We start from the raw sequence: 13,983 nt of genomic DNA on the forward strand, positions 1-13,983 counted from the left end.
CTGCCCACATTGGTAATTAATTTTTGACAAACTCAACACTAATTTGTTTGAAAAGGGTGAGTTTAGGTTGTAAAAGCATGCCTTACTAGTATAAGGATCCTTGAGCAGTCTGGTAGCCCTAAACCTGTTCATCGGGGTTTGTACAAAACTTCCATCAATGTGGGCTTTTTTTATAAATAATTTTCAAATTAAATATGGATAGTATAGCAATAATAATAGGATTGGTTGGATTGGCAATTGGTTTTGCCATTGCAAAATTTATGGAAAAGGGCAAGGCCTCCAAAACCATCGCCAGCGCAAAAAAAGAGGCGGCGAACTTAATAAAAGAAGCAAGTATTGAAGGGGAGAATATAAAGAAGGATAAAATATTTCAGGCCAAAGAAAAGTTTTTGGAACTTAAAGCCGAGCATGAGAAGGTAATTATCAATAAGGATAAGAAAATCTCGGAATCAGAAAAACGGACTAGGGATAAGGAGTCCCAAATAAGCAGTGAATTGGCCAAAGGTAAAAAATTGGGCGAGCAACTCGAGACGAAACTAAAAGAGGTAGATTACAAGAGCGAGTTTCTAGAAAAGAAACAATCCGAGTTGGAAAAGCTGCATAAGAGTCAAGTGCAACAATTGGAAGTTATTTCCGGGTTGTCCGCCGATGATGCCAAATCACAATTGATGGAATCTTTAAAGGATACCGCGAAATCAGATGCTATGGCTTATATACAAGCCACAGTGGAGGAAGCAAAGCTTACGGCACAACAAGAAGCTAAAAAAATAATTATCAACACCATACAGCGCATTGGTACGGAAGAGGCCGTCGAAAATTGTGTTTCCGTATTTAACCTGGAATCCGATGATGTGAAGGGGCGAATAATAGGTCGTGAAGGGCGAAATATTAGAGCGTTGGAAGCAGCTACAGGGGTTGAAATAATAGTAGACGACACTCCTGAGGCCATTATTCTTTCATGTTTCGATTCGGTTCGTAGAGAAGTGGCACGCCTGTCTTTGCACAAATTGGTGACGGACGGAAGAATACACCCTGCAAGAATTGAAGAGATCGTTAAAAAGACCGAAAAACAGATAGAGGAGGAAATTGTTGAAATAGGCAAACGTACGGTAATCGATTTGGGGATACATGGACTGCATCCTGAATTGATCAAAGCAGTGGGTAGAATGAAATATCGTTCTTCCTATGGCCAAAACTTATTACAACACTCCAGAGAGGTTGCAAAACTTTGTGGCGTAATGGCTGCCGAGTTGGGATTAAATCCAAAATTGGCCAAGCGTGCCGGTCTTTTACATGATATAGGAAAGGTGCCCAATACCGAGGCTGAGGTAGAAACGCCTCACGCAATTCTTGGTATGCAATGGGCGGAAAAATTTGGAGAGAAACCAGATATTTGTAATGCGATAGGTGCTCACCATGATGAGATTGAAATGAAAACCCTCATTGCCCCAATTGTACAGGTGTGTGATGCCATTAGCGGAGCAAGGCCAGGGGCAAGAAGACAGGTGTTGGATTCTTATATTCAGCGTCTGAAAGATTTAGAAGAGATAGCCTTTGGATTTGGTGGTGTGCAAAAGGCATATGCCATTCAGGCAGGTAGAGAATTAAGGGTTATCGTTGAAAGTGAGAAAGTGAGTGATGATAAGGCGGCCGAACTATCTTTTGAAATTTCGCAAAAAATCCAAACTGATATGACTTATCCTGGTCAGGTGAAAGTTACCGTAATTAGGGAAACTAGAGCGGTAAACGTGGCCAAGTAGAATATATAGATTTTTTTAGAAGCCTTCCTTAAAATGAATTAAACAATCATTGTAGCGAAGGCTTTTCTATGTAATATTGATTGTATATCTATCCCTGAAATCAGGTAAAAGGGAAGCCTTTATTAATCCTCCTTATAAGGCCTATTAATAGTCTTATTTTTGTAAATGGCCAGTTCCTCTAATGCGGCTTCGGTCCATTCGTTCCAAAGGGATTGTTGCGATAAATTACTATAGACCTCAGTGTCATAGGCCTCTTGTTTTAATTGAAGTTCCTGATCGACTTCATCTCCTATATGTTCCACTTTTTTTATTAAGTCCTTATAACTCTTAATCTCTTGCTGTAATCTTTGTATAAATTTCCTAGCGTAGATTTCGGTAATATCAAAGTGTAGTTGTTCGTGATTTAATACCAAGGATTGGTTCTCATTATTTTTAAAGTAGGAGGCTTCGCAGTCAAAATAGGTATCCACTTCTACGATAACTAAGTTCTTCTTGGTTTTTACACTGGTAGTATAGCCAAAATAGGCATTTGTGGCCGCAATAAAGGGCTTGCCCTCTACAGTTCCTTTAAAGTCCGTGACTTTTAGTTTCCTGTTAGGCTTCCAAAGAATTTCTTTTTCAAAGTCTTCTGGATTGGGAACTGCGTATATATTACCTTGTATTCTATGGCATGGATTTAAAAGCAGATTTGGGCGCTTATGTTCCGTTATAAATATTAAATTACCACCAATTGCCATGGCTTTATTTTTGGCCGTTTGTTTAACTTGTCGCAGGTTGCAATCTCCTGTAAAGGCATTATGTTTGGTGGCAATGGTGCCGATTAAAAGAGAGTCATTTAGATTTGGATTTTCTTTTGTTATAACAAAAATGAAATCGTGTTGCAATATCGATTTGGCAAGGCTATTCCCTGTTTCCTTTACAATTACTCTAGGAGTACCGCAGCTTGTTAATAAAATAACAAGACACACTGCTATAATAAAACTAAACTTTCTTATCCCAATAGGCTTATGCTTTAATTTATATAGGTTGATCTCTATTCTTCGTCAGTAGTTGTGTTTTCCTCACTTTCCATATCCTCGGCCTCTTTCATCAAATTATTTTCCAGAATGTTCAACTTTTTAAGTTTAGCTTTCCATGTGGCCAATGAATCTTTGTGATTGTTTATGTTTTTAATTACATCCTTTACTAGAGGATTGTCCTCGGAGGCATTCGAAAAGAATTGAAGGTTGTTCTCCAATTGTCTAATTTCATTTTTACTTTCGTCAATTTTTCTTCTAATAAAAGTACGCTCGTTGGAGATCGCATAGTCGTTGTCATTATTGGCCAACTGCTGAATCTTATTCCCGTATTTCAATAGCTCGGCTTCTTGTCTATTGATATTTAATTTCTTGAAAAGTGCATCTAGAATTTTATTGAACTTGGCATTTATACTCTTTTTGTTAAAGGGTACCCTCCCGGCCTCTTTCCATTCTGAAATAAAGTCTTTAATGGTGGCCATATCCTTGGCCTTATCCCCACTTAGTTCAAAATTCTTTAAATTTTCTAGGCAGGCATTTTTTAGTTCAAAATTCTCAGCCTCTTCCTTATGAGCTTCATTTTTTAAAGCATGGAAACGGTCAAAATAGTGGTTACATGCGCTTTTGAATTCCTTCCAGATTTTGTCGGAGTATTTTCGGGGAACATGCCCGATTTTCTTCCATTCGTTCTGAATTCTTTTTAGCTCCTGAGTGGTGGCTTCCCAGTCTTCACTATCCTTTAAAGTAGTGGCAAGCTCTAATAAGGCCCTTTTTTTATCAAGGTTAACTTGCTGGTCTTTCTTTAAGTTTTTGTAATAGTTATTCTTGTTTCTGTTGAATTCACGTACTGCATCCTTGAAACTTCCCCAAGTTTTCTCATTGACTTTCTGAGGTACTTTCCCGGCTTTAAAGAAGAAATCACGTAATTTTTCGACCTCACTTATTTGTTGTTGTAGTTCTTTGTGACTAGATGCAATATGTGAGGCTATTGTACTTATGGATTGGATAATCTCGGTTTTCCTTTCCAAGTTTTGTTCGTAAACCTTTTCTAGGTCTTTATAATATTCCTGTCTTCTTTGATGTAGTAATTTGGTAGCATTGCTAAAGCGGTCCCAAATCTCTTCCCTGTGATCTTTGCCGACAGGACCAATATCTTCTTTCCATATTTTATGAAGTGTCTGTAGTTCCTGAAAGGCTTTGCTTAAATCTTCCATTTGGACCAATTCTTCTGCCCGCTCAACAATTTTAAGCTTTTCCTCGAAGTTGTGCTTGAAATCCAAATCTCTGAGCTCCCTATTTAAATGAAGAAAGTCATAGAATATTTCAATATGATGGTGGTAAGTTCTCCAAACATCATTATAATTTGTACGGGGTATTGGGCCCGCATTTTTCCAGCGTTCCTGTAGGTCCTTGAAGTTCTTATAAGTAGTGTTGATGTCTTCCTCTACATTTACCAAAGACTTGAGTTCATTGATTATTTCCAATCTCTGGGAAAGATTGGATTTAAGTCCCTGTTCGAGGCTTTTGTAATAACTATTTCTTTTTTCCCGGTAATCGGAATAAACCTCGTTAAACTGTCTTTTTGTAACAGAATTGTATCTGAAATCTATTTCGTTGCCACCGCTATTAACAAAATCCTCCTTCTTTTCATCTATGAATTCTTGAAATTTTAGATCAAATTCATATTTAATTCCATCCACATGCTTTTTAATAGCCTGGACTTTTTCATTTCTTACCAAACGCTGAAGCTCCCCTACCAAATTCTCCATAGACATGGCATGGTAATCGGGCATAGGAATCTGGTGTCTTTGGTGATTGTCAGAATCTTCCGCATCTTCTGCGTTTGATTCATCTATTTCCTCCAAAACATCCTCGTCTTTTGCTACAGTTTCCCCATCAGCTGACTGTTGGTCCGTTGTAGTATCTTCCACATTATCGTTATTGGATACTAGATTTTCCGTTGTTTCCATAACAGAAGAATTGGCAGGTATGATACTTTCTGGAGCAGGTTCTCCGGATTTTTCTATAATTATCTCCTTTTTTTCTTCAGTATTAGCTTCGTTGGCCGCACTTACCTTTGGGTTAACTTCATCCGTATCATCTCCGGAATTGGTATCCGTTGTCTCAGGGTCGGGAGCGGATTTGGCTTCAGTTTCGGTGTCCGAAATTTTTATGGGTTCGGTGGTTTCCGAAGTTTCCTCTGTACCTACATTATGCTGCAGGTTGTCTTCTTTATCTTCTAACATTTTATGAATGTTTATAGCTTTCTATATGTAATGTACGGAAATATAATTACATCCGTTTTAATATCAAAGGTAATGAAACTTCTTTTTAAGGATTCTAGAAGTGGGGTAAACGTATATTTTTTTGGTTTTCAGAAACTTAGTAATCTTTTATGCTATGAATTCCATATTTCCCAGGATTTTTCTGCCTGAAATTGAAGCATGTTGGCACCATTGCAAATTTCGGCACCTTCTTGCTCCCCAGCCAATAAAAAAGCTGTTTTTTCTGGATTGTAAATAAGATCGAAAAGCAAATGTTGGTTAGATAAAAAGTTATAAGGAATGTCCGGCTTGTCATTAATATTGGGGTAGGTTCCCAAAGGCGTACAATTAACTATTACCGTATGGTCCAACAATACCTCCTTGCTAAGGTCTGAATAGTTAAGCTGTTGGGCCGCTGGACTTCTGGAAACAAATTTATGTGTTATCCCTAATTTATTGAGTACAAAGGCCACGGCTTTTGAAGCACCTCCCGTTCCAAGTATAAGCGCCTTTGTATGGTGGTTTCTTAAATAGGGCTCAATGGATTTTTGAAAGCCATATACATCCGTGTTATAGCCTACTGTTTCATTCTCTACAATTTTAATAGTGTTCACAGCGCCTATAGCCAGAGCTTCTTTGTCTATTTTAGATAAAAAGGGCATTATCTGTTCCTTGTACGGAATGGTAACGTTAAAACCTTTGATATCGCTATTGTGGTCCATCAGTTCCTTGAATAAATCTATTTGCTCAAGGTCAAAATTCACATAAGTATATTGGTCCAGCCCTAGCTCGGAAAATTTCTTGGTAAAGTAACCTCTTGAAAATGAATATGAAATATTCTTTCCAATTAGACCAAATCTATATTTATCCCTTTCTATTCTTCCCATACCAGTCTAAACCTAATAAAATTAAAATTCCAAAAATTATAAAAAAAATAGCCCACCAAGTCTCATAAGATACCAAATCAGGTAAATACCTTTCGTAATTTTTTATTATTGGATTTTGATTGGTATCCAATAGTAAGTTTCCTGTATTGTCCGTTTTAAATAACGTTCGCTTCCATGGCCAAACCACTCCGAGAGAACCTGTAATAAAACCTATAATTACGGCAGTAGTAATAGGCTTATAATGTTTTAGTACGTAGCTTAAAAGATGGGAAAGTGTCACTAACCCGGCAGCGGATCCAGTGGTAAATACAGCAAGTATCTTTAAGGTATTCAACCTTGTTGGATTATCGATAAAACTGAAGTCGCCCCCGAAAATTTCAGAGAAGGTATCATAAAGTGCATTAACGGAATCTACCAAGAGGAGTACATAATTGCCCAAAAGAATTAGAATAAACGACCCGGATAGTCCAGGTAACGTCATTCCCGAAACACTGATAATGCCACAAAAGAATATAAAGACCAAATTTTCATTCTGTGTTGCCGGATTTAAGAAACTTATAGATATTCCAATGGTAAGTCCAACAATACCTGCGGTGATGGTTCTTTTTTTCCAATGTCCAAAGTCCTTGCCTATGAAGTAAATCGAGCCCAATATCATTCCAAAAAAGGCAGCCCATACATAGAGCTCATTCCGTTCCAAGAAATAATCCAAAATTCTGGAGACACTGAAATAGCTTACCAGCATACCAAAAATAAGTAGTATTAAAAACTGGCCATTTGTATAGCGATAGAAGCTTTTCAACCTTCCGCTGATCAAGAGTTTAAAGGCTTTACCGTTTACTTTTTGGAGCGAATAGATAAACTCCTCGTAGAAACCACCTACAAAAGCCACAATTCCACCGGAAACGCCCGGAACTTTGTTGGCAGCACCCATAAACAAGCCTTTTATTACAAGGAAGAATTTATCCGTAACGGTTCTGGGGTTTTTCATTTGAGGTATGCGTTATTTTTTTGATGCCAATTTTTCCAGTATAAAAATAACGGAAAAACCAAGTAAAGCTAAAATAACTGCACTTGTTAATTGGGAGTCACCATCAAAGGAAAAGGGGGATACGTTCTGTTCTTTAATGGTAATTATTTTTTCTCCAAACATCTTGGTTTCCAAGACTTCTTTCCAAGGCCAGATTTTATTCAAAGAGCCCACTATAAATCCAGTGAGCAGGGCCAATGTTAGGTTTTTGTAATGGGTAAACATCCATTTTAGAAGTTTTGCGAAGCTTAGCAGTCCAAAAATGGCCCCTAAGCCAACGGTTGCTATGATTTTTAGATCGCGTTCGTGCACTGCGTCCAGAACCGTTTTATAAGAGCCTAAAAGCACTAGAATAAAGGCCCCGGATATTCCTGGTAAAATCATGGCACATATGGCCAATGCCCCGGAAAAAAACAAATAGGGGAGGGAAGCCGAATTTTCAGAAGGTGGCAATTGGGTAATATAATAAGCTACAGCTGCGCCTACAATCATTATAATTATAGTACTCAACTCCCATTTTTTAATTTCCTTGCCCACAAGCAATATACTGGCCAAGACCAGTCCAAAGAAAAAAGACCATAATGGAATAGGTTCATTCTCCATTAACCAGCTAATCAGTTTGGCCAAGGATAGCACGCTAATACCGATACCTAGAAGTAGTGCAAGAAGGAAGTTACCATTTAATTTGATCCAGAAAGATTTAATTCCTTCCTTTCTCAAAGTGTTTAAAAGGGCAATGTTTACATTATTTATGCTGGTAATAAGTTCTTCATAAATACCCGATATAAAAGCAATTGTGCCTCCAGAGACACCGGGTACAACATCAGCAGCACCCATGGCCATTCCTTTTAATAAAATAACAATGTAATTTAAAAGATTGCGATTTTCCATAAATGATAAAAAAACAAAAATAGCTTATTTATCTGGAAGCATTTTTCACATCTTCAATTAAGTTTTGGGCCCAATTGGTATTGAAGAACTGAGGAAATTCGTCCTCGAATAAATGAAGTTGTTCAAGGTCTATCTTTAAGGCGTTTAACAATCGATATTGCGCTCTCGGGAAATCGCTAATTAGCAGATAGAATCCTGCCATTTTATACTGCATTTCACATCGTTGCGGATAAAACTCATGGCCTTGGAGCAATATTTCTATCGCGGCATGAACATCTAGGTTTTGCACAGCTACATCGGCCCAATGAAACCAGGTGTCAAATTCGTAGTTCCCTAAGTCCACTGCTTGTTGATAGGCATAATAGGCTTCATCATTGTTTTTTAAGGCAGCATGTATCTTGGCACATTTTTTCCAATACTTGGAATTTTCTCCATCAATATTTATAGCCTTATTTATATAGTGCAATGCTTTTTTATAATCCTCCTGCCTTATGTAATAATCCGTGATGGACAACCATCCTTTATCCAATAAAGGGTCTTCATGAACCGTCCTGTAATAATAGGATTTTGCCAATTCATCATTTTTTAATTTTTCGTGGCATCTTCCAATTCGTAAATAGGCATGGGAGGTTGGATCCTCAATAGTAATAGTGGTCTCATAGTTTTCAATGGCCTCATTGTATCTGCCCATTTTTTCCAATACTTTTCCTTTTTCAAAGTAGGCACCTATAAAAGTGTCATCGGAAATTATGGCAAAGTCAAAAGCAGTCAAGGCTTCTTTGTGCATCTTTTTGGTAAAATACATTTTACCTAATTGGTGCCATGCCACTTCGCTATAGGGGTTTCGTTCCAGATAGTCGTTTAGGTATACGATGGCTCCGTCAAAATCCTCAAGGAATTCAAAACAATAGATTACATTATAAAGAGAGGAATAATCTTCCTCATCAAAGGAAACGCACATCATGAAATTTCGTTTGGCGTCCTCAAAATTATCCATGAACAAATACTCCATCCCTAGAAGTGAATGTATATCAAAACTGTCATCGGTTAAATCCAGGGCATGGTTTAAGAGCGATACAGCCGCTTCGTGATTATCTTTTTTGGAATAAATATTGGCCCTTTGGATGTATATTTCCTCGTTGCTACTATCTAATATCTGTAGCTCATCCAACATTTTTTCTGCCAACTCCAGATTGTTTTCAAAGACAAGGACCTCTATAGACAATAACTTAAGTTCAATGCTGTCCGGGTGCTGTTGCAACCCTATTTTAATGGCTTTTTTAGCCAATGCAATTTTGCCGTTATTGAGATAGTGATGAATAATATCTTGAAAATCTTCCGCATCAAAGAAGTAGACATCGTCTGTTTTGAGCATGGATTCAAACTTAGCAATTGGTTGCCCTGGTCTCTCGTTTGGTTCTAACGCCATAGGAACTTCTAATTATTCATTGGAACTAAAGTAGTCTATTGAAACCCTTAATTCCGACAGATTTGGTCTATAATATTAACAAATTAGTTAACAATTTATTGTTTCATGCCGTCCAATACCTCCAAAATCAGCTCACAACCTATTGTGATTTCTTCAGTGGTAATGGTCAATGGCGGGGAAATTCGAACCGCATTTGGTTCAAAAAGCAACCAGAATAAAATCAGGTTTTTTGCAGCACATTTAAGTATAACTTCATTAGCTATTTCCGGTTTTTCCATCATTAAGGCCAACATTAGGCCTTTTCCTCGAATTTCTTTTATTAGTCGGTGTTGTAAAAGTTTCCTTAATAGAATTTCTTTTTCCAGGGATTCCTGGATAAGTGTGCCCTCCGTTAATTCTTGCAAGGTAGCTAGACAGGCAGCAGCAATTACAGGATTACCGCCAAAGGTGGTAATATGACCCAGTTTTGGATTTCCTGTTAATGTCTGCATCATTTTGTGCGAAGCTACAAAGGCTCCTACAGGCATTCCGCCACCCATGCCCTTTCCAATTACAAGTATGTCCGGAACGCAATTAAAATATTCAAAGGCGAACAATTTTCCAGTACGCCCAAATCCAGGTTGTATCTCATCCAGAATGAGCATGGCGCCCATTGCTGTACATCTTTCCCTGACCTTCTTTAAATATCCATTTTCCGGTACTATAAAACCGGCACCCCCTTGAATGGTCTCCAGAACTACGGCAGCAGTTTTCCCCGTTATTTTTAATATATCCTCTTCATTATTAAAACGAATAAATCCTATGTCTGGAATTAGAGGTCTAAAAGCACTTTTGCGCTCTTCATAGCCCATAATGCTCAAACTTCCCATGGTATTTCCATGGTAAGCATTCTTGGCGGCTAGAATTTGGCTTCTTCCTGTATACCTTCTTGCCAGTTTCAATGCTCCTTCAATGGCTTCAGTTCCAGAATTAACCAGATAAGTGGTCTCCAAAGGAGCGGGGAGGTGATTAGCCAAAAGCTTGGTATAGGCAACAGCGGGTTCCTGAATGTATTCGCCATATACCATTACGTGCATGTACTTTTGTACTTGGTCCTGTATGGCATTTACCACTCTTGGGTGGCAGTGACCCAGGCTACAAGCGGAAACACCAGCAACAAAATCGAGATGTGCATTTCCTTTGGAATCATAAATATAACTGCCTTTGGCATGTGAGATTTCCAGGGCTAAGGGATGCTCAGAAGTCTGTGCCTGGTATTTATAATAATCCTCAATCATGTATCATTCGATCTATTTGTCCAATACTCTAAAAATCCAGGTTTCGTCCATGTATTTACCGTTGAAATTACTGTCACGGGAATTAAGTGCCTCTTGCCATGAATTAAATCGTTCTAAATATACGTAGTGAAATTGGTTGAAATTCCGAAAGAAATATTTAGGTTCCAAGCCTTTTTTGGTAAGGTTTTTTGAGAATTTCTCATAATTTTTCTTGAGTTCAAACACGTTGGCAATTAAATAGTAACCAGGAGCCAAGCCGTCTTCTTTGTTGCCCTCCTCATAGCGTTCTTTAGTTTTCTGATCTGTAAGTGTAGGCTTTGACTCTTTTTTCTGTTGGTCGATTTTTTTTGTTTCCAATTTTTTCTTCACTGGACTTGGCCCCGGTAATTTGGAGGAATTTATAGAATCGCGTATCCTTTGATCTTCTTCCGCCTCATCTGGATTTACGTCTATATCAATAGGGTTTTCCACACCTTTAATGGTGGCCAATTTAATATTATTATCGTTTTCGTCAAAAATATCGTCTTTAGTAAGAATACGCTCATCCCCACGCCAGATAAAACCTTTTAGTAGTCTGCTGTTGTCAGGGATGTCCTTCTCTGGGAAAATATCGCCATCAGGATTGGTTATAAAAGTAATATCCTCTATCTCGTTATTGGCAAGGGTCATTTTAATGGCACTACATATGGTTTTGTTGATCCCTATAAATTCTTGGTCATCATTGTACATGTAATAGATGACCTCAGTGTTTTTTACCAGATCTATAAGACTCAGTTTATTGTCTATAAACTTTCCAAAGAGGTCCTTGCCCTTGGCCTGGTTGTAGCCTACTTTGCTTACAGTGTCTATTGATATAACAAAGGCATTGTTGATTACCTTCAATGAGTCCAATTTTTCGGTTGCCAAATTGGAGAGTAAATGAATGCTATCGCCGGTCATTTGATTTTCGCCATTCCAAATAATAGGCTTGGTAATGAGTTCTGTAATTCCGGTCTTTTGGTTAAAATGTATGGAATCGCATTTACCACTTAAATCGGTCTTATAGAATTTTGCATTCCTAAAGGCCCTTAGTATACGCTGTTCGGGCTTTCCAGTGATCATTAGTGTATCACCGTGCATATAAAGGGAATCCTGCTCTACGAGATTAATGGATACGGCTCTTTTGGTAGCAAATACAGAATCTTGGGCCTTGTATACTTCAGCGTAGTGAGCCCTGATCAATCCATTATTTATAGTGTCCCTAATTGTAATATTGTTGGTAGCGGAGGCAAATTCGGTCTTCTTGTCAAAATACAGGCTGTCCCCCGTAATAATACGGTTATTATAGTCGATCCGGGTATTTTTAATTCCGTACCCATTTTCTATTTTGGTATCATAAAACCCACGTTCACAATACATTTTATAGGTTTCTCCAGTAATGGTAGACGGTCCGTATAAATAGGCATTTTTTGAAACCGTATAATAATCCAATTGTTTGGAGACCAATTTGAATTCTGGATTGACGAGGTTTACACTATCTAAAAATTGTGATTTTTTAAGTTGGGTAAAATAGCGTCCAATTCTACTAGTAAGGGTGTTGGACGAATCTACAACGGTTCCGTAATCTTTGTAATAAGCCTCTTGTTTTTCCCTGTCAAATCGTAAAGTATCCGTGGTAAGGGTCATGCTGGTATGATTCAAAACCACATTTTCCCAGGCTTTCGCTAGATTCAGATTGCCGTCATAGTCTATCTTCCCACTGGTTAATTGTACTGAATCTCCTTGTTGAAGTTTAATATTCCCTATGGCCTTAAGTCTATTCTCCTTTTGGTAATAAATGGCTATATCGCACCATAAATCGGCTCCTTCATGCTCAAATTGCACCTGCCGATCATCTTTGCTAAAGATGGCCGCACCGGGATATTGTTTTTCATCTTTGGTGAAGTTGGCTCCATAAACAATGTTTATTTGTTTAACCTCTGTCTTCGGTTCCTGGGCCCAACCGTTCCAACAAATGAATACGGTAAATAATAAGAATATGGACTTAAGCAATGTTTAAAATTTTGGTCAAAAATAGTATATTTTGAGGGAGGAAGTTATAGTTTGGGATAGTTTTAATAAAATGCCATTATCAAAAAAGCCATCTTAAAAGATGGCTTTTGTTTATCGATATATCGTCTGAGTCCTATCGGGTCCTACCGAAACAATCTTGATGGGGACTTCCAGTTCTTTTTCCAAGAACTTTATATAATCCATTAAGGTGTCCGGAAGTTCATCAGCCTTGCTCATTTTGGTCAAGTCTTTTGCCCAACCCTTCATTTCCGTATACACCGGAGTTACATATTCCGGTTCAATGCTATAAGGTAAATGTTTTATCTGTTTTCCTTTATAGTTGTATGCAGTACACACTTTTAGGGTTTTAAACCCGCTAAGTACATCTGCTTTCATCATCATTAATTCCGTTACTCCATTAATCTCAACAGCATATTTAAGGGCAATTAAGTCTAACCATCCGCAACGTCTGGGTCTTCCTGTGGTTGCGCCAAATTCGTTACCGACACGGCCCATGGTGGCACCGTCCTCATCAAAAAGCTCTGTAGGGAACGGTCCACTACCTACACGGGTAGTGTAAGCCTTGAAAATACCTATGACGTTGCCAATTTTATTTGGTGCCACGCCCAATCCAGTACAGGCACCTGCCGCTGTAGTGTTGGATGAGGTTACAAATGGATAGGTTCCAAAATCGATGTCCAACAAAGATCCTTGTGCACCTTCCGCCAATATTTTTTTGCCTTCCCTTTGTGCATTAAAAATGTACTCTTCACTATCTATGAAGGTCAATTTTTTTAATTCTTCAACAGCCATAAAGAAATCGGCTTCCAATTCCTTTAGGTCATATTGGATCTCTACATTGTAAAAGTTGATCATAGCCTCATGTTTGTTGGCCAATGATCTGTATTTTTCTTTCCAGTCCGAGAATTCCAAATCCCCAACCCTCATTCCGTTTCTTCCCGTTTTGTCCATATATGTTGGACCAATACCCTTGAGGGTAGATCCAATTTTGGCCTTGCCTTTGGCAGTTTCAGAGGCTGCATCCAATAGGCGGTGGGTAGGCAAAATTAAATGGGCCTTTCTAGAGATAAATAATATAGACTTAATATCTAAATTGAATTTCTTAAGGTTATCGAGCTCTTTTTTAAAGATAACGGGGTCTATTACCACACCGTTTCCGACAATGTTGACCGCAGTCTTGTGAAAAATTCCAGAGGGAATAGTGTGCAAAACATGTTTTATACCATCAAATTCCAGAGTGTGGCCAGCATTGGGTCCGCCTTGGAAACGTGCTATAATGTCATAGTTTTTTGTTAAAACATCAACTATTTTCCCTTTTCCTTCATCTCCCCATTGGAGTCCTAGTAGTAAGTCTACTGCCATTCTATATGTAATTGG

Annotated in this window: 10 protein-coding genes and 1 other RNA gene; 2 read left to right on the forward strand and 9 right to left on the reverse strand. The window is 38.2% G+C overall.

The features are described 5' to 3' along the window. Window positions 1–30 precede the first annotated feature (30 nt). Both ssrS and rny read left to right on the forward strand, forming a co-directional pair. Window positions 31–140: non-coding RNA, 6S RNA (ssrS, locus tag CWD90_RS07470), on the forward strand. Between the two features lie 54 nt (window positions 141–194). After that, the gene (rny, locus tag CWD90_RS07475) at window positions 195–1,760 is read left to right on the forward strand and encodes a ribonuclease Y (protein ID WP_103475322.1); all 1,566 of its coding nucleotides are present in this window, start codon (window positions 195–197) and stop codon (window positions 1,758–1,760) included. 122 nt (window positions 1,761–1,882) lie between these two features. Here the strand turns inward: rny and CWD90_RS07480 are convergent, their stop codons facing one another. The 9 genes from CWD90_RS07480 to CWD90_RS07520 form a co-directional block, all read right to left on the reverse strand. Then, window positions 1,883–2,728, reverse strand: coding sequence for a hypothetical protein (locus CWD90_RS07480; RefSeq protein ID WP_103475323.1), 846 nt, complete (start codon window positions 2,726–2,728; stop codon window positions 1,883–1,885). A gap of 65 nt (window positions 2,729–2,793) precedes the next feature. Next, the gene (locus tag CWD90_RS07485; RefSeq protein WP_103475324.1) at window positions 2,794–5,022 is read right to left on the reverse strand and encodes a DUF349 domain-containing protein; all 2,229 of its coding nucleotides are present in this window, start codon (window positions 5,020–5,022) and stop codon (window positions 2,794–2,796) included. 152 nt (window positions 5,023–5,174) lie between these two features. Beyond that, window positions 5,175–5,927: a shikimate dehydrogenase family protein gene (locus CWD90_RS07490; protein ID WP_103475325.1), complete on the reverse strand. Its 753-nt coding sequence runs from the start codon at window positions 5,925–5,927 to the stop codon at window positions 5,175–5,177. After that, window positions 5,905–6,918 (reverse strand): DUF368 domain-containing protein, encoded by a 1,014-nt coding sequence (locus tag CWD90_RS07495; RefSeq protein ID WP_103475326.1) that lies wholly within the window; start codon window positions 6,916–6,918, stop codon window positions 5,905–5,907. The genes CWD90_RS07490 and CWD90_RS07495 overlap by 23 nt, the downstream gene beginning before the upstream one ends. 12 nt (window positions 6,919–6,930) lie before the next feature. Then, window positions 6,931–7,848, reverse strand: coding sequence for a DUF368 domain-containing protein (locus tag CWD90_RS07500; RefSeq protein ID WP_103475327.1), 918 nt, complete (start codon window positions 7,846–7,848; stop codon window positions 6,931–6,933). A 28-nt stretch (window positions 7,849–7,876) separates the two neighbouring features. Then, entirely contained in the window at window positions 7,877–9,277 is a 1,401-nt protein-coding gene (locus CWD90_RS07505; protein ID WP_103475328.1) for a tetratricopeptide repeat protein, read from the reverse strand. Window positions 9,278–9,372: 95 nt separating this feature from the next. Next, window positions 9,373–10,554: an aspartate aminotransferase family protein gene (locus CWD90_RS07510; RefSeq protein WP_103475329.1), complete on the reverse strand. Its 1,182-nt coding sequence runs from the start codon at window positions 10,552–10,554 to the stop codon at window positions 9,373–9,375. Window positions 10,555–10,566: 12 nt separating this feature from the next. Further along, window positions 10,567–12,585, reverse strand: coding sequence for an OstA-like protein (locus CWD90_RS07515; RefSeq protein WP_103475330.1), 2,019 nt, complete (start codon window positions 12,583–12,585; stop codon window positions 10,567–10,569). Between the two features lie 111 nt (window positions 12,586–12,696). After that, complete coding sequence (locus tag CWD90_RS07520; RefSeq protein ID WP_103475331.1) at window positions 12,697–13,968, reverse strand: adenylosuccinate synthase; 1,272 nt, start codon at window positions 13,966–13,968, stop codon at window positions 12,697–12,699. Window positions 13,969–13,983 lie beyond the last annotated feature (15 nt).

Origin of the sequence: Arenibacter catalasegens, assembly GCF_002909235.1 — a bacterium.
In the GTDB taxonomy this organism is placed as follows: Bacteria; Bacteroidota; Bacteroidia; order Flavobacteriales; family Flavobacteriaceae; genus Arenibacter; species Arenibacter catalasegens.

Coding starts and splice junctions, on each gene's coding strand:
- rny (WP_103475322.1), top strand. CDS start 195: ATGGATAGTATAGCAATAATAATAGGATTGGTTGGATTGGCAATTGGT.
- CWD90_RS07485 (WP_103475324.1), bottom strand. CDS start 5,022: ATGTTAGAAGATAAAGAAGACAACCTGCAGCATAATGTAGGTACAGAG.
- CWD90_RS07490 (WP_103475325.1), bottom strand. CDS start 5,927: ATGGGAAGAATAGAAAGGGATAAATATAGATTTGGTCTAATTGGAAAG.
- CWD90_RS07495 (WP_103475326.1), bottom strand. CDS start 6,918: ATGAAAAACCCCAGAACCGTTACGGATAAATTCTTCCTTGTAATAAAA.
- CWD90_RS07500 (WP_103475327.1), bottom strand. CDS start 7,848: ATGGAAAATCGCAATCTTTTAAATTACATTGTTATTTTATTAAAAGGA.
- CWD90_RS07505 (WP_103475328.1), bottom strand. CDS start 9,277: ATGGCGTTAGAACCAAACGAGAGACCAGGGCAACCAATTGCTAAGTTT.
- CWD90_RS07510 (WP_103475329.1), bottom strand. CDS start 10,554: ATGATTGAGGATTATTATAAATACCAGGCACAGACTTCTGAGCATCCC.
- CWD90_RS07520 (WP_103475331.1), bottom strand. CDS start 13,968: ATGGCAGTAGACTTACTACTAGGACTCCAATGGGGAGATGAAGGAAAA.